The sequence below is a fragment of the Siphonobacter sp. genome, from assembly GCF_048595215.1.
Classification (GTDB): Bacteria; Bacteroidota; Bacteroidia; order Cytophagales; family Spirosomataceae; genus Siphonobacter.
Genome location: NZ_JBMDWJ010000351.1, coordinates 51513 through 67319, shown reverse-complemented (window position 1 = coordinate 67319; position 15807 = coordinate 51513). Strand labels below are relative to the sequence as shown.

Sequence of the window (15807 nt, the reverse complement as noted above, 5' to 3'; positions counted from 1 at the left end):
ATTTCTTTTTGATACTAAAAAGCGGTGAAGATTGTTTTGTATCCTGGATACAAAAACCTCTTCACCGCTTTTGAATTATACTCGCTTAAAACAATTGTGCTTCCGGCAGACTGGCTTCGGTCACTTCGAAGAACTTCTCATGAATATTGAAAACCTCTTCGTCGGCCTTCCGTGGGCATTTCGCGTACGTACCGTCTTCTTTAAGCGTATACGCATTGACGTTATCTTTCATGTTGTACTCCAAAAGCTGTACCGCCTGTTGTTGTACTTTCGGGTTCACCAGTAAAAACAGCGATTCGATCCGTTTATCGAAGCTGCGTACCATCAGGTCAGCACTACCACCGTAGATTTTGGGTTCGCCTTCGTTATGGAAGTAGAATAACCGCGTGTGCTCCAGGAAATCGCCAACGATCGAGCGTACGGTAATGTTTTCAGACAGCCCTTCCCGACCCGGACGCAGACAGCAAATGCCGCGTACGATCAATTTGATGGGGACGCCCGCCTGCGAAGCCAGGTACAGCTCGTCGATGGTTTCGCGGTCTTCCAGCGAGTTAATCTTCAGACAAATCCCCGAAGGTTTTCCTTCTTTAGCGTTCGCCGCTTCGGCCCGAATCAATTCGATGAGGTTATTCCGCATGTCACCCGGAGCCGTAATCAGGTTCTGGTAACTGCTGGGTAAGGAGTGACCCGTAATTACGTTGAAAAACTCCGCTACATCACTCGTGTACACTTCATTGGCCGTCAGCAACCCAACGTCCGTGTACAGCTTGGCCGTATCCTCGTTATAGTTTCCACTCGACAAGTGGGCGTAGCGTTTCACGCCATCCCCCTCGGCCCGCACAATCAACAACAGCTTGGTATGCGTCTTGAACCGACCAATCCCGTAGATCACGAAGCAACCCGCCTTTTGCAGGCGTTCAGCTTCGCGAATGTTATTTTCTTCATCAAAACGAGCCTTGACTTCGAAGAGTACGGCTACGTTCTTCCCATTTTCTGCGGCTTTGAGCAGAGCAGCCGTCACCCGGGAATTTTTTGCGACGCGGTAAACGGTCAGCTTGATACTGAGTACGTTCGGATCTTCAGCAGCCTGTTCGAGCAGTTGTAATACCGCTTCGAAGTTGTTATACGGGTGGTGGAGAAAAATGTCCCGCTCGCGTATGACGGAAAAGATATCGTCGATCGGCCCTCGGGGTAGCCCCAAAGCCGGTACGGGCGATGGAGATTTGGGGAGTTCATCGCGAAATTCCGGGTGACGAATCACCTGCCACATGGAAGTAAAGTCGATGAGCTGATCCGCGTAGAAAATATTCAGATCGTCGATTTCCCATTTCTTCTTCAGGATGTTGATCACCCATTCCGAACAATTGGGTTCCACAGCCACTTTTACCACGCGACCCAGACGACGGTTTTTCACTTTCTGACGAATCTCGTCCACGATATCGTCTTCGACATCATCAATGTCATCGACCGAAAAGTCTCCGTTCCGGATAATCCGTAACAGACTAACGTTCAGAATTTCAATGTTGCGGTACAGCTTGTGGATCTCATGCCGCACGATTTCTTCCATCGGCAGAAACACTACTTCCTCTACGCGATCAATGACGAAGAAACGCGGCAGGTTCTGTGGAATCTGAATGAACGAAAGCTTTTTCTCGGCCTGATCTTTCTTGGTCACGTACGGATTTTTCGTCACCACAGCAAACGTCAGCGTACGCGGAATCAGGCTGGGGAAGGTGTGCGTCTGATCGTACACCATGGGCGTCAGCATCGGAAAAATGGTACGGTCGAAATGCCCGATAGCCGCCGCCGCTTCTCCTTCCGTCAAGTCGCTCCAACTCGCCAGACGCAGTTCATTTTCGGGAAACAGCGGTAATAGCTCTTCCCGGAAAATCCGATTACGCTCTTCGTAAAATTGTTGACTCATCGTCAGCAACGTTTGTCGGAAGGGCCATTCCCGTAAGCCGGAATAATCGATTCGTTCTTTCTTGTAATCCAGGTAGTTATATAAGCTTCCCAAACGGATGGAGAAAAACTCATCCAGGTTGGAAGCCGTAATCGCTAGAAATTTAAGTCGGTCAAATAAGGTTCGCTGGGGATTCCGAACCTGGTCAAGTACCCGTTCATTGAAGGCCAGCCAGCTCAAGTCGCGGCTGAGGTACGGGGATTGTTCAATGGTTGAACTAACTTTTTCCTGGCTACGTGCCAGACGCTTCTGATCTTCCATAAAGGTACGAAAACGAATCAGCCGTCGAAATAACGACAAAAGGCCCGAGGTCCGCGAGCCTTTCGATAAACGGTGATATATTGAGTTTCTTCTCGACACAAAACAAACCTATTTTATCGCTGAGCCGGACGAATATTCGATTATGGTTTTGTTAAATAACCAGACCATCCGGTCAGACCTTCGTTACAAAAACGAGCATAACCCTAGTTATTATTATTTAACTGGGATTTTATTGCCGCATATTCCGACCCAATGTTAGCCATCTCCTTAACCAGAAAAGTCTGCAATTGTTCGTTAAAAATAGCCTTATCTTCCGGAGAAAGGGAAGCGTACAAATCTTTCAATTCCTGGTTAATAACAGCTCGTTCCTCATCGCTGGCGTTGATGGAACGGATGTGGTATGATTTAAAATCGAATGTCATACGGAATCGCATTTTACGTAGGTCGTACCTACTGACTAATGAGCATCTAAAAACGAGCAGGCGTTGCCTACCCAAATTTTCATAAAAAAAGTGGCGGGTGTTTCCACCCACCACCCGTAACTATTGCCAAATCAAATTGTTAAATGTCGATTTTGGCGTATTTAGCGTTGCGTTCGATGAACTCGCGACGGGGAGCTACTTCATCTCCCATCAGCATCGAGAATACGTGATCGGCTTCAGCGGCACTCTCAATGGTCACCCGCTTCAGCGTACGCGTATCGGGGTTCATCGTAGTTTCCCAGAGCTGTTCGGCGTTCATTTCACCTAGACCTTTGTAGCGTTGAATCCCTACTGAATCCGGACGATCGCCACCAATTTCCATTACTGCCCGTTCGCGTTGTTGTTCCGTCCAGCAGTACCGGCTTTGCTGCCCTTTCTTCACCAGATACAAAGGCGGCTGAGCAATGTAGACGTATCCCTGATCGACCAGATCCTTCATGTACCGGAAGAAGAAGGTCAGAATCAGCGTACGAATGTGACTACCATCCACGTCGGCATCGGTCATGATCACAATCTTGTGGTACCGCAGTTTGTCCAGGTTCAGGGCTCTTTCGTCACCATCCCGACCAAACTGTACACCAAGAGCGGTAATCATGTTTTTGATTTCCTCGTTCTCGTAAATCTTATACTCCTGAGCTTTTTCTACGTTCAGGATTTTACCGCGTAAGGGCAGAATCGCCTGGAAGTTCCGGTTGCGACCCTGTTTGGCCGTACCCCCAGCCGAATCCCCCTCAACGAGGAATAGTTCACACTGTTCCGCATCCGATTCCGAGCAGTCAGCCAGTTTACCGGGCAAGCCACCGCCACCCAGTACCGTTTTACGCTGAACCGCTTCACGAGCCTTGCGGGCAGCAATCCGGGCTTTCGCCGCAATGACTACCTTATCGACAATCGTTTTGGCTTCCTTGGGGTGCTCTTCCAGCCAGGTCTGTAACATGTCGGTTACTACCTGCGAAACCGCTCCGGAAACCTCGCCGTTACCTAATTTAGTTTTCGTTTGTCCTTCAAACTGAGGCTCGGCTACTTTCACAGAGATAACCGCCGTTAGACCTTCGCGGAAATCTTCGCCCGAAATCTCAATTTTCTCTTTGGCCAGCATGCCGTTTTTATCGGCGTAGTTTTTCAGGGTTCGCGTTAATGCTCCCCGGAAACCCGCCACGTGCGTACCGCCTTCGATGGTATTGATGTTGTTAACGTAGCTGAATACGTTCTCGGAATACGAGTTGTTATACACCATCGCCACCTGTACCGGAATCGAAGCTTTGTCCGACGATTCCATGTAAATGGGATCAGCCAAAAGTGCTTCCCGCGTACCGTCGAGATATTTCACAAACTCGATCAGACCGCCTTCGGAGAAAAACTCCTCGGTCAGAGGCTCACCGGCTTCATTCAGATCCCGTAAGTCGGTCAGGTAAATCCGAATGCCTTTGTTCAGAAAGGCCAGCTCGCGTAAGCGTTGAGCTACGGTTTCGAACTTGTATTCCGTGATGGTAAAAATGGTGGCATCAGGCTGAAAACGAACCGTCGTACCGGTACGTTCACCCGCATCACCGACGACTTTAACCGCGTACTGAGGGACACCGATTTTATATTCCTGCTGGAAGATTTTTCCTTCCCGGTAAACATTCACTTTCAGGTCCGTAGACAGGGCGTTCACGCAGGAAACCCCCACGCCGTGCAAACCACCCGAAACTTTATAAGAGCCTTTGTCGAATTTACCACCGGCGTGCAGAACGGTCATTACAACCTCCAGAGCCGACTTTTTCTCTTTCGAGTGCATCCCCGTAGGAATACCCCGGCCATTATCTTCAACCGTAATCGAATTGTCTTCGTTGATGGTTACCCGGATCGTATCGCAGTACCCCGCCAGAGCTTCGTCAATCGAGTTATCTACTACCTCCCAGATCAGGTGGTGAAGTCCCTTCGTTCCTACGTCTCCGATGTACATGGAAGGCCGTTTCCGTACGGCTTCGAGCCCTTCCAACACCTGAATATTATCGGCACCATAATCGTTGCGGGCCGTTACGACCTTATCTTCTTCCAAAACTTCGTTGGTCATAAATACTTGGTTTTTAGACTACTGGGCAAACAATAAAACTCGCCTCACCTTTCGAAATAAACTTGGTAAAAATACAATTTTTTTACCACAAAACCGTGCATTTTTCAAAGAAAATCACAAATAATTCGGGCGTTTTTTGCGATTTTTTGAAGCTGAAAAAAGAAAGTCGGAATTACCCGGCCGTTTGCTAAGTTTGAGTTGGACTTTTCTGGAAACTGAAGTTCAAAACGTCCACTCATTAGCTAGTATCTACCAACTTCTTTCTTCCATGCTTACCTGCCAGAAACCTCTTTTTTCGCTCCCTGAAGCCATTCATTACCTTAACGGAGCATCTATGTCACCCCTGCTTAAAAGCGTTGAAGAAGCGGGTATTCAGGGCCTGTTACGCAAATCGCAGCCTCATACGATTCATCAGGAAGATTACTTTACGAATGTGGACCATGTCCGGCAACTATTCGGACAACTGGTGCACGTTCCGTACGAACGCGTAGCGATCATCCCCTCCGTTTCGTACGGAATGGCGATTGTGGCAAAGAACCTGAACGCTCGGCCCGGTCAGCATATTTTGCTGGTAGCCGATGAATTCCCCTCGGATGTATACGCCTGGGAAGAAGTTTGCCAAACGCAGGCCATTTCTCTGAAAACGATTAGCCGTACGGGCAACGGTAAAAGCTGGAACGAAGCCGTTTTAAACGCCATCAGCGACGAAACCGCCTTACTGATGATCGCTCCTATCCATTGGTCGGACGGAACACGGTTTGACATCGAAGCTCTCAGCAAACGCTGTCGGGAAACGGGTACGCTGTTTGTACTCGACGGTACGCAGGCGGTGGGAGCCCTGCCGCTTGATCTAACGGAGGTATCGGTGGATGCACTGATCGTCGGCGGCTATAAGTGGCTGCTGGGTACGTACGGGATGGGACTGGCGTATTTCGGTCCCGCCTTTGACAAAGGCCGCTCCATTGAACAAAGCTGGATTAATCGCAAAGGCAGTGATAATTTCCGCTTACTGATGGCCTATACGAAGGAATTCCGGCCCGGAGCCAGTCGCTATTCCATGGGCGAACAAAGCAATTTCATCCAGATACCGATGCTGGCGACGGCTCTGGAGCAAATCCTGGCGTGGACGCCCGAAGCCGTACAGGCGTACAGCGAGGCGTTGGTTCGTCCGCACGTAGCCCAGTGGCAAGAACTGGGTTTCTGGATTGAAGCAGAGGCGTATCGAAGCTCCCACCTGTTCGGACTACGTCACGAAGGGCTGGATATGAACCGTTTGCGGACGGAGCTGGAACGCCATCAGGTATACATTTCCACGCGGGGCACTACCCTTCGTATTGCGACGCACGTCTACAATGAAACGGCGGATCTGGAAGCTCTGACGGAAGCGTTATCGGCTAGCCTTTAACTAACAAAAACGGCCCGACGAATAATTCATCGGGCCGTTGGCTGTGGTATCTTGTCGCCTAATCTTCGGGATAGGGAACGAAAATGAACTTGGTAAAATCGGAGTCAATGATGAACAGACAGGCGTACTCGGCGGGGTCTTTGTAGCTTTCCTTGAAAAGCTCCTCGCCGTCTTCCCCGATGATTTCCCGCTGGAGGAATTCCTCGAGAAACGTAGCCGAATAGTACCACTGGTTATCGTTCATTTCTCCCCGGCCAATCAATACCGAACCAAGGGGTTGCGGCTGCTGACAGGCCACAAAAATGGGATAATTAGAAAAGCCCCGCTGCCGGATCTGGTGGGCGGCTTCCTGAATAAATTCGGATACTTTCACAAAGTCGGCCGTAATCATGCCGAGATATTTCCCACTCAATTCCGGTGAATTGGGGGCATTGGATAGTGCTTCGGGTTCGTCGATCATTTTTTTAGTTTTCCGTTTGCGGTTTTCAGTTGTCCTGTTCAGCAAATAATTCATTCCAGATACTAACTAAAACAGACAATTGTTCACTGTTCTCGTGGTCACCTTCACTTCCAGTAACTTACCTTTTTCACTGAAAACAGACAACTGTAAACTACCCACTAAACTCATCTTCTCGCGGCTAGTAATAGCCCTAAATCTTTATAACGTAAATTGAACAGGCGGGCAATGTGAGCGTTGGTTACGGAACCGTTATGCACATAGACGCCTTTCATAAACCATTTATTGGCAAACATCATTTCCTCAATACCGCCCAACGTACCCGTTTTCAACAGAAAAGGCATGAACACGTTACTCAGGGCGATACTGGCCGTGCGGGCCACGCGACTCGGAATATTGGGGACGCAGTAGTGAATAACGCCGTGTTTCTTGAACGTTGGATTTTTGTGACTGGTCATTTCCGAGGTTTCAAAGTTTCCACCCTGATCAATGGATACGTCAATGACTACCGAATTCGTACGCATCCGCGAAATCATATCTTCCGTCACCACCATCGGACTGCGGCCTTCCTCGCTCCGAATTGCTCCAATCACCACGTCCGCCCGCTGAATGGCGTCGGACAACACGTCGGAGTGAATGATACTCGTATAAATGGGCTGTCCGACGGCGTATCGCAACCGCTGTAACCGGTAGGTATCCTTGTCAAAAACCTGTACCTGAGCCCCTAATCCCAAGGCCATTCGAGTCGCGTATTCGGCCACCGTACCCGCTCCTAGTACCACGACTTTGGTTGGGGGAACGCCCGTAATACCACCGAGGATGATGCCTTTGCCCTCGTGTACGCCACTGAGGTATTCGGCGGCGATCATCATCACCGTACTACCCGCAATTTCGCTCATGGTACGAATGATGGGCATGGCTCCGGATTTATCTTCGATGTATTCGAAGGCAATCCCAGTGATCTGTTTTTCGTTGAGAGCCGCAAAATATTCCTGCGTACGATTGGGAAGCGTCAGAGCCGAAATCAGCGTGCTGCCGCGTTTCAGGTATTTGTATTCATCTTCCGTAGCGGGCTCTACTTTCAGAATCACATCAGCGGCGTAGGCTTCTTCGGGCGAGTAGACAATGCGGGCACCGGCTTCGCGGTAATCGTGGTCACTGAATTGGGCTCCCTCACCCGCTCCACTCTCCAGAATCACCAGATGACCATTCCGTACCAGTAACGAAACTGCTTCGGGTACCAGAGCAATGCGGTGATCGAGAAATGAAATTTCTTTGGGCAATCCAATCAGCAAGGAATGCTGCGTGGTTTTGATAGGAGCCAGCTGCTCCTGGGGATACAAAAGCGTCTGCTGAGCCAGGGCTTCAAAACCGGATTGCTGTGTTTTAGGAACGCTCATAATAAAGCAGTTAACCCGTTAGTTAGGGGATACGGCGAATCGTTTGGAGCGTACTATCGCCGTTTTCTAGTCGTTGTAAATGTGTATCTCTCAATCGGATCACGCAAAGATAACCTTTTACACGGGAAGCCCGGAGCAAGTTTTAGCCACTGGACAAACTGAATCCTTGAAAAATGGGTTAAATTAGTAGAAAGGACGATGTTGGTACGTGAATCGCTTTTCTAAACCGCCTATATCTGATAAATCAGCTTACAGGCCTTGATTACTCGCTAAACTCAAGCCGATAGGCTCTGCCTGACGCTTCTATCCAAGACATTTATGCTCGGTCACCGTTTTTCCGAATTTGTACCCGACATTCAGCAGGATTCCCAGCAGGCCAAGTTTGACCAGTTGCTGGATATTTTTAATCAACTGCTCACTATGACCAGTGGCGACGTGGCTCAGGCGATGTCGTGGCTGACGCAACTGGACAAACAATACAAGCTTACCGATGAAAACTACGGCATCGGGGATTTCTTCGAAGACCTGAAAAAGAAAGGGTTTATTACCGAAGAAAACGCCGAGGGCGAAACGGTACTGACGCCGAAGGGGGAACAATCCATCCGGAAACAGTCACTCGATGAAATCTTCGGGAAACTCAAAAAATCACGTTCGGGCGGCAATCACCGGACTTCGCACGCGGGTACGGGTGACGAAGCAACGTCGGATCGCCGGACCTTCCAGTTCGGGGATTCACTCGAACAAATCGCCATGACCGAATCTATTCGGAATGCCCAGATCAACAACGGTATTGGCGATTTTATGATGACCGAGAATGACCTGGAAATCGTCGATACCGAATACAAGGCTCAGACGAGTACGGTATTGATGATCGACATCAGTCACTCGATGATTCTGTACGGGGAAGACCGGATTACACCCGCAAAAAAAGTAGCCATGGCCCTGTCGGAACTGATTATGACGAAATATCCCAAGGATACGCTCGACATCATCGTTTTCGGTAACGACGCCTGGCAGATTCAGGTGAAAGATCTGCCGTATCTGGAAGTGGGGCCGTATCATACCAATACCGTAGCCGGACTGGAACTGGCGATGGATTTACTCCGCCGTCGGAAAAATAAAAACAAGCAGATCTTCATGATTACGGATGGTAAACCGACCTGTTTAAAAGAAGGCATTCGCTACTATAAAAACAGCTTTGGTCTAGACCGTAAAATCCTGAACAAAACGCTTACACTGGCAGCCCAGTGTCGCCGGATTAAAATCCCAATTACCACGTTCATGATTGCCCGCGATCCGTACCTACAGGATTTCGTTCGCAAATTTACGGAAACCAACAATGGCCGGGCCTATTACTCGAGCCTGAAAGGATTGGGTGAGTTTATTTTTGAAGATTTCGAGAGGAATCGGAAGAAGAATGTACGGTAAGGAATTATTGATTTATCTTGATTGGGATTTAGAAATCCCAATCAAGATTTAACTTTATAGAAGTATGGAAACTCAGGAATTAAAGAAAACTATTATTGAATTGGTTGATAAAATGCCAGATACAGTACTTCGCGAGCTATATGAGTTATTGACGGAGAAATCCAGGCAACATGCTTCTGATGAAGAAGTTGATGCGGCGACTAACTACATACTCAAGAAAAATGCAGAATTATATCGCCGGCTTGCGTGATTAAATTACTATCCCTAAGGCAGTTAATCATCATTCATGAGAAATTAATTAGCCAGTCTGGTGGCGGCTCAGGCATTAGAGACGAGGCAGGTTTGAAATCGGCAGTTGCTCAACCAGAAATGACATTTGGAGGCCAGGAACTTTATCCAGGCCTTGCCGAGAAAGCGGCAGCTCTGTGTTTTTCTTTAACCATGAATCACCCTTTTGTAGATGGTAACAAAAGAATTGGTCATGCAGCTTTGGAGATTACTCTAAAAATCAACGGTTACGAACTTTCTGCTTCGGTAGATGAGCAGGAACAAATCATACTAGACCTTGCCTCCGGCTTACTGGATCGCGAAACTTTTACTCGCTGGGTACTAGCCAAACTAGTTCCGTTTCAGGAGTTTTGAAACCTTTGGTACGCTTGAAAATTTAGTAGTTGACAGTCGGAATAATCACTCGTTTCAGTACACTTATCCAGTTACAGAAAGCACTTCATCAGGTCGCCTTTACTTCATTCTCTTACCCCTACTAGATTTACCTCAAACGCTCCATTTTCCACTACTACTCCCAATCTTCCCTTGGTGGATGACGGTGTTTGATTTTCAGGGAAATCCCCTTTTCTTGGCGACTGTTTAGTAAACCTCCCTTGTTTTATGGCAAATCCGCTTTTTTCAGAAAAAACCTTTGACAAAATTTCCGTGGCGTCAGATGACGTCATGACGATGCAGGGCACGTTAAACAAAATCGCCCTTTTATTAACCCTTACCATCAGCGTAGCGGCAGTAACCTTTTACGCCGCCCTTCAGGGTCAGCAATGGACCTCGCTTCTGTTACCCGTAGGAGCCATCGGCGGTTTGATTATTGCCCTTGTACTAGCTTTTAAACCTACGTTGGCTCCAACCCTAGCTCCGCTCTACGCCGTGCTGGAGGGAGCTTTTGTGGGTAGTATTTCTAGTTTATTCTCCGGATTAGCATTTATGGCGGCCGTACTCACCTTTGGCGTACTGGCGTTGTTATTAGTCGTCTACCAAACGGGCTTGATTCGGGTTACGCAAGGGTTCATGCGGGGCGTGATGGTCGCTACCGGAGCCGTGGCTCTGCTTTATCTACTCACGTTTGCTCTGAGTTTTTTCGGTATCATGGTACCCTATATTCATGAAGCGGGCTGGATCGGTATCGTTTTCTCGCTAGTAGTGGTAGGCATTGCGGCGATGAACTTACTGATCGATTTTCACCTCATCGAAGCGGGCGTGGCTCAACAAGCTCCCAAGTTTATGGAATGGTACTCTGCTTTTGGGTTGCTGGTAACGATCATCTGGCTGTATCTGGAAATTCTGAAACTCCTGGCGAAGCTGAATCGCCGATAGCTAAGTAATCAATGCCCCGCTGCAGCTAGTCATGCGGGGCTTTTTAGTTTTCAAGCGGACCGATTACTGGATTGTTTTTCTACGTTAGAAAATCTATAAACCCTCTCTGATCAGAAAATCAACGTACGTTTGTCCTTATGACGCCTGAGTAAATACCAGCTTTGTACAGGGTGACGTACGCAAACTAACCTCTTTCTCGAAATATATCCATCATTCCTTCTATCTCTTCTAAACCCATGAGATTATACAAAACCCGCCTGGGCATCGTCTTGGAAGCCGACGAACAGTACTATCCCATCGAAGCAACCGACTGGGATCAGCTCATTAATCAGGATAATCTGTACGAAGTACTACAGGCGATTACTACGTCGGTAAGCCCTTCCCCAGAGCTACACCACTGGTTGCATACGGACTTACTGGCTCCCATCGGTCGGCAGGAAGTCTGGGCCGCTGGGGTTACGTACCTGCGGAGCCGCGATGCCCGAATGGAAGAATCCCAGGATGCCGGTGGCGGTAGTTTTTACGACCGTGTATACGACGCCGAACGGCCCGAAATTTTCTTCAAGGCTACCCCCGAGCGAGTCGTAGACCCCCTGGGTACGGTACGCATTCGTAAAGATTCGCACTGGAACGTTCCGGAGCCGGAGCTTACTTTGTTCATGACTTCTTCGGGAAAAATCGTAGCGTATACCTGCGGCAACGATATGAGTTCACGGGATATTGAGGGAGAAAATCCCCTGTACTTACCGCAAGCTAAATCGTACGATGGCAGTGCTGCCTTAGGCCCCTGCCTGTACGTGCCCGGTACAGCGATTGATCCACATACCCATATTCGACTGGAGATTCACCGGAACCGGGAAAGTGTATACGATAACAAAATTTCCATCAGCCAGATGAAGCGGCAGCATACCGAGCTAGTCTCGTTCCTGTTCCGCGAATGTTCGTTTGCCTACGGCTGTTTTCTGATGACGGGAACGGGCATTGTTCCTCCCGATGATTTCACCCTGCAACGCGGCGATGAAGTCCAGATCACCATCGATGGCATTGGTACGCTGGTGAATACAGTGGCGTAACTAAAATAGTTTTGATCAAAGAAAAAGCGTGAAGCTCTCTTCACGCTTTTTCTTTGACTGCTCCATTCTTATTTGGCTGGTTTACTCCACGTTCTTCTTTCGCGAACCATATAAGTCGGATTCTTTGTTTCTTCTTTCAGATACTCGTCATACGCACGGTTGGTCATTAGATCGACCTGATAATAATGTTTCCCGTAATTAGCTGCATTTTTATATAATTTACTTACAGAAGCATGTGAAAAATCTTCTGGTTTATACTTATTCAATTCTTCATTAGCAACGCGTTTATCATCGATCCATACGCCACTCATTTTAGGATTTTTCCAAATTTCCAATTCTTTTGCGGTTGGCCTTTCTTTTTTAAGCGGAGGCAGATAGTAGACAACAATTTTTTGCTTGTCCTGCTGTTCTTTACTCATCTGATGATAGATCGATATAACCCGTTCTTCCTCAACTTTAGACAAATTGTAACGATTGTACCGGCGGGAGCCATTCTCTATGGGTGTATACGTTCGTTTCGTAATCGCTTCGTATTCCTTCAACAATTCTTCAGAAACACCCTTTTGGGTTGAAGGTACCTGAATCGCAGTTTGCTCGGTCTGAGCCCCTGCGTACTCCACTTTACTGAACAAAGCTATTGTAAGTATTACCATTGGTATCAGACTCATTTGTCTGATTAAGCGTTGAAACCGGGAAGTCATTTTCGTCATCATCAGTAGTCTTTTTTTAGTAGTTACATAATTAAAAGAACTGGTAAGAAATAAACCTTGACTCACTTTACTCACTAATAAACGCTGGTACTTTTTTACTTCCGGATCGATGGATAAGACCGCATGATCCGCCAAGTATTCATGATTCATCCGGATCATTTTCTGGTAGACATACACCGCCGGATTGAACCACCAGCATACCTGTACTAACTCCATAAACAGAATATCCCAGGTGTGCCGCTGCCGGATATGGGCTAATTCGTGCTGCCAGATCTGTGCTTCTATTTCCTGCTTTTGATAGCTACGTTTACTGACGAAAATGTAATTCATGAAACTATACGGCAATTCATCATTGTCCAGTAACACAACCTTTATCGAACCTCTGATTACTACTGCATTCCTGATTTTCCATACCACGGCCAGTACATTTTTCAGAAAGCGAATGGCGAGTATACCCGTAACCAGGGCATATACTAACCATGCATACTGTTCGAACGTAACAGGCTGCTTTTCAACCGCTATTAACGGCCTATTTACTTCGTTGCCAGTCAATCGGTATACTACTTCTGTGGCAGGAATTACCTCCGGGTTGTTCAATTCTATCGTTAGTAATGGAATCGCTAAGGAGGCTCCTATACTCATCAATAAATAGAAACGATTGAACACAAACATGGTCTCCCGTTCCAGCAATACTTTATAGACTAACAGGAACAGGATGGAGCAGAGTATAGACTTCAGGAGGTAGTCCATTACTTTTTCTTTTTAGTGATTTCTTCGTCAACGATTCGCTTTAAATCTTCCAGTTCATCGAGCGATAAATTAGAAGCTTTCGTAAAAAAGGAGGCAAACTTTAACGCTGAGTTTTCAAAATAACTTTTAATGATTCCTTTCACATGTTTAGCGAAGTAATCATCCTTTTTAACCAGGGCGTAATACTCCCGGGAATTACCGTAGACGGTGTAATCCACGAAGCCTTTTTCCTGCATTCGTTTCAGTAAGGTAGCCACGGTAGTAACGGCGGGTTTCGGCTCCGGATACAGTTCCAGTAAGTCCTTCATAAATACTTTTTCCTGTTGCCAGATCAGCTCCATCAGTTGCTCTTCGGCTTTGGTTAACTGGGCCATATTCTACATTCATAGATTTTACTCTACAAACGTAGAATAAAAAATCAATATCCCAAATGAGTTCACCTTTTTTTGTATTCTGCCCGTGTCTTTCATCGTATATCTTTGAGTTAATTGACCGTCGACACGGCCAGCCCAAACCTTTTTGATTCTGAAAACGTTACCCACTTACGTAGCTAAACCCTTTTTTGATGTCGTATCACTCGCTTTCCGTTTCCGATAAACTCAATATTACTACGCTGGGTCAGCTCAAGGCGGCTGGCTATCAGCCTGAATCCATTAAAGACGAACTTCGTCGCAATCTCATCACCAAAATGCGTTCGGGCGAAGAAGTGTTTCCCGGCGTATACGGCTACGAAGACACCGTAATCCCGGATGTCGAACGAGCCCTGCTTTCCCGGCACCATATCAACCTGCTGGGTCTTCGCGGACAGGCCAAAACCCGGATTGCCCGCCTGATGATTTACCTGCTCGACGAGTACATTCCCGTCGTAGAAGGTTCTGAACTTAACGATGATCCCTTACAACCCTTGTCGCGTTACGCGGTGGATCTGATTGCCGAAAAAGGCGACGAGACGCCCGTAATCTGGCTGCATCGGGATGAGCGGTATACGGAAAAACTTGCCACCCCCGATGTATCTGTTGCCGATTTGATTGGCGATGCGGACCCGATCAAGGCGGCTACGCTGAAACTCCCCTATTCGGACGAACGGGTGATTCACTTTGGCTTGATTCCGCGTTCGCACCGGGGAATTTTTGTGATCAACGAGTTACCCGATTTACAGGCCCGGATTCAGGTGTCACTCTTCAATATTCTGCAGGAAGGAGACATTCAGATTCGCGGTTTCAAACTCCGCTTACCGCTGGATATTCAGTTTGTTTTCACCGCGAACCCCGAAGATTATACCAACCGGGGTAGCATTGTAACGCCCCTGAAAGATCGGATCGACAGCCAGATTCTGACGCACTACCCGCGTACGCTGGAGATCGGTAAACGCATCACGCGTCAGGAAGCGAAGGTGAAAGAAGGTCAGGAAATCGTCTCTATCAATGAAGTAACGGAAGACCTGATCGAGCAAATTGCCATTGAAGCCCGTCAAAGTGAATACGTCGATGCCAAGTCGGGGGTATCCGCCCGGATGACGATTTCGGCGTACGAAAATCTGGTTTCCGCGGCAGAACGTCGGGCTTTGCTCAACAGTGAAGAGCGTACGTACGTGCGTCTTGCGGATCTGTACGGAGTTATTCCGGCGATTACGGGTAAGGTGGAGCTGGTGTACGAAGGCGAAGTAGAAGGACCCTATATCGTGGCGATGAATCTGGTCAGTAAAGCCATTAAAACACAGTTTCTGCAATACTTCCCCGATCCGGAAAAGTTGAAGAAACAGATCAAAAATAAGAAGAACCCGTTCCAGAAAGTACAAACCTGGTTTGGCGAACACTCGTTGGACTTATTGAGCGATCTGTCCGATAAAGATTACCAGAACCGACTGCTGGCCATCGATGGCCTGGACGATCTGGTGGAAGAATTTCACCCCGAACTTACAGGCGATGAAAAATTCTTCTTCATGGAATTTGCCCTGCATGGGATGGCTGAGTTTTCGCTTATTAGTAAGAAACCCCTCGACAAAGGCTTACAATTCAAGGATCTGACCGACAGCCTTATTGCCGGCATGAACTTTGACGATGACGACGAGGAGGAAGATGATGACGAAGAAGATTTCGGCGGTCGCCGGAGACGGTAAGGGTTGATTTTTAGTTGATTGCCAAAGGGGTACGTTGTTTCTGAACGGCGTACCCTTTTTTCTATGGTGTTTATTGCCCGCATGGCATACGCAACAAA

At 47.8% G+C, this 15807-nt stretch carries 14 protein-coding genes; 7 read left to right on the top strand and 7 right to left on the bottom strand.

All coding sequences use genetic code 11. The features are described 5' to 3' along the window. Positions 1 to 85: 85 nt before the first annotated feature. The 3 genes from ppk1 to gyrB form a co-directional block, all read right to left on the bottom strand. A complete protein-coding gene (ppk1, locus tag ACOJTG_RS21940; protein ID WP_420155764.1) occupies positions 86 to 2224 on the bottom strand; it encodes a polyphosphate kinase 1 in 2139 nt (712 codons plus the stop codon). 203 nt (positions 2225 to 2427) lie between these two features. Then, positions 2428 to 2646: a hypothetical protein gene (locus ACOJTG_RS21935; RefSeq protein ID WP_094811828.1), complete on the bottom strand. Its 219-nt coding sequence runs from the start codon at positions 2644 to 2646 to the stop codon at positions 2428 to 2430. A gap of 139 nt (positions 2647 to 2785) precedes the next feature. Then, on the bottom strand, positions 2786 to 4765 hold the full coding sequence (gyrB, locus tag ACOJTG_RS21930) for a DNA topoisomerase (ATP-hydrolyzing) subunit B (RefSeq protein ID WP_420155763.1): 1980 nt from the start codon (positions 4763 to 4765) through the stop codon (positions 2786 to 2788). Between the two features lie 334 nt (positions 4766 to 5099). Between gyrB and ACOJTG_RS21925 the strand changes: the two genes are divergently transcribed. After that, entirely contained in the window at positions 5100 to 6170 is a 1071-nt protein-coding gene (locus ACOJTG_RS21925) for an aminotransferase class V-fold PLP-dependent enzyme (protein WP_420155762.1), read from the top strand. A 58-nt stretch (positions 6171 to 6228) separates the two neighbouring features. On the opposite strand, the gene ACOJTG_RS21920 is transcribed toward ACOJTG_RS21925, so the two are convergent. Together ACOJTG_RS21920 and ACOJTG_RS21915 are read right to left on the bottom strand one after the other, a co-directional pair. Continuing rightward, on the bottom strand, positions 6229 to 6630 hold the full coding sequence (locus ACOJTG_RS21920; RefSeq protein WP_102201896.1) for a hypothetical protein: 402 nt from the start codon (positions 6628 to 6630) through the stop codon (positions 6229 to 6231). Between the two features lie 164 nt (positions 6631 to 6794). Beyond that, positions 6795 to 8027 carry an alanine dehydrogenase gene (locus ACOJTG_RS21915; RefSeq protein WP_420155761.1) on the bottom strand — a complete coding sequence of 411 codons (1233 nt, stop codon included), beginning with the start codon at positions 8025 to 8027 and terminating at the stop codon, positions 6795 to 6797. A gap of 318 nt (positions 8028 to 8345) precedes the next feature. Here ACOJTG_RS21915 and ACOJTG_RS21910 point away from each other — a divergent pair, with 318 nt between their 5' ends. The 5 genes from ACOJTG_RS21910 to ACOJTG_RS21890 all read left to right on the top strand — a co-directional run bounded on the left by ACOJTG_RS21910 (position 8346) and on the right by ACOJTG_RS21890 (position 12130). After that, complete coding sequence (locus ACOJTG_RS21910; protein WP_420155760.1) at positions 8346 to 9455, top strand: vWA domain-containing protein; 1110 nt, start codon at positions 8346 to 8348, stop codon at positions 9453 to 9455. A gap of 64 nt (positions 9456 to 9519) precedes the next feature. Next, entirely contained in the window at positions 9520 to 9705 is a 186-nt protein-coding gene (locus ACOJTG_RS21905) for a hypothetical protein (RefSeq protein WP_420155759.1), read from the top strand. After that, the gene (locus ACOJTG_RS21900) at positions 9702 to 10097 is read left to right on the top strand and encodes a type II toxin-antitoxin system death-on-curing family toxin (RefSeq protein WP_420155758.1); all 396 of its coding nucleotides are present in this window, start codon (positions 9702 to 9704) and stop codon (positions 10095 to 10097) included. Before ACOJTG_RS21905 ends, ACOJTG_RS21900 begins: the two co-directional genes overlap by 4 nt. 246 nt (positions 10098 to 10343) lie before the next feature. Next, entirely contained in the window at positions 10344 to 11057 is a 714-nt protein-coding gene (locus ACOJTG_RS21895) for a Bax inhibitor-1/YccA family membrane protein (RefSeq protein WP_420155757.1), read from the top strand. Positions 11058 to 11293: 236 nt separating this feature from the next. Further along, positions 11294 to 12130 carry a fumarylacetoacetate hydrolase family protein gene (locus ACOJTG_RS21890; protein WP_420155756.1) on the top strand — a complete coding sequence of 279 codons (837 nt, stop codon included), beginning with the start codon at positions 11294 to 11296 and terminating at the stop codon, positions 12128 to 12130. A gap of 68 nt (positions 12131 to 12198) precedes the next feature. Here ACOJTG_RS21890 and ACOJTG_RS21885 read toward each other — a convergent pair whose 3' ends face one another. Both ACOJTG_RS21885 and ACOJTG_RS21880 read right to left on the bottom strand, forming a co-directional pair. Then, entirely contained in the window at positions 12199 to 13590 is a 1392-nt protein-coding gene (locus ACOJTG_RS21885) for a M56 family metallopeptidase (protein ID WP_420155755.1), read from the bottom strand. Continuing rightward, positions 13590 to 13964, bottom strand: coding sequence for a BlaI/MecI/CopY family transcriptional regulator (locus ACOJTG_RS21880; protein WP_420155754.1), 375 nt, complete (start codon positions 13962 to 13964; stop codon positions 13590 to 13592). Before ACOJTG_RS21880 ends, ACOJTG_RS21885 begins: the two co-directional genes overlap by 1 nt. Positions 13965 to 14155: 191 nt before the next feature. Here ACOJTG_RS21880 and ACOJTG_RS21875 point away from each other — a divergent pair, with 191 nt between their 5' ends. Next, positions 14156 to 15709: a sigma 54-interacting transcriptional regulator gene (locus ACOJTG_RS21875; protein WP_104709915.1), complete on the top strand. Its 1554-nt coding sequence runs from the start codon at positions 14156 to 14158 to the stop codon at positions 15707 to 15709. The last annotated feature ends 98 nt before the right edge of the window (positions 15710 to 15807 follow it).

Coding starts and splice junctions, on each gene's coding strand:
- ppk1 (WP_420155764.1), bottom strand. CDS start 2,224: ATGGAAGATCAGAAGCGTCTGGCACGTAGCCAGGAAAAAGTTAGTTCA.
- ACOJTG_RS21935 (WP_094811828.1), bottom strand. CDS start 2,646: ATGACATTCGATTTTAAATCATACCACATCCGTTCCATCAACGCCAGC.
- gyrB (WP_420155763.1), bottom strand. CDS start 4,765: ATGACCAACGAAGTTTTGGAAGAAGATAAGGTCGTAACGGCCCGCAAC.
- ACOJTG_RS21925 (WP_420155762.1), top strand. CDS start 5,100: ATGTCACCCCTGCTTAAAAGCGTTGAAGAAGCGGGTATTCAGGGCCTG.
- ACOJTG_RS21920 (WP_102201896.1), bottom strand. CDS start 6,630: ATGATCGACGAACCCGAAGCACTATCCAATGCCCCCAATTCACCGGAA.
- ACOJTG_RS21915 (WP_420155761.1), bottom strand. CDS start 8,027: ATGAGCGTTCCTAAAACACAGCAATCCGGTTTTGAAGCCCTGGCTCAG.
- ACOJTG_RS21910 (WP_420155760.1), top strand. CDS start 8,346: ATGCTCGGTCACCGTTTTTCCGAATTTGTACCCGACATTCAGCAGGAT.
- ACOJTG_RS21905 (WP_420155759.1), top strand. CDS start 9,520: ATGGAAACTCAGGAATTAAAGAAAACTATTATTGAATTGGTTGATAAA.
- ACOJTG_RS21895 (WP_420155757.1), top strand. CDS start 10,344: ATGGCAAATCCGCTTTTTTCAGAAAAAACCTTTGACAAAATTTCCGTG.
- ACOJTG_RS21890 (WP_420155756.1), top strand. CDS start 11,294: ATGAGATTATACAAAACCCGCCTGGGCATCGTCTTGGAAGCCGACGAA.
- ACOJTG_RS21885 (WP_420155755.1), bottom strand. CDS start 13,590: ATGGACTACCTCCTGAAGTCTATACTCTGCTCCATCCTGTTCCTGTTA.
- ACOJTG_RS21880 (WP_420155754.1), bottom strand. CDS start 13,964: ATGGCCCAGTTAACCAAAGCCGAAGAGCAACTGATGGAGCTGATCTGG.
- ACOJTG_RS21875 (WP_104709915.1), top strand. CDS start 14,156: ATGTCGTATCACTCGCTTTCCGTTTCCGATAAACTCAATATTACTACG.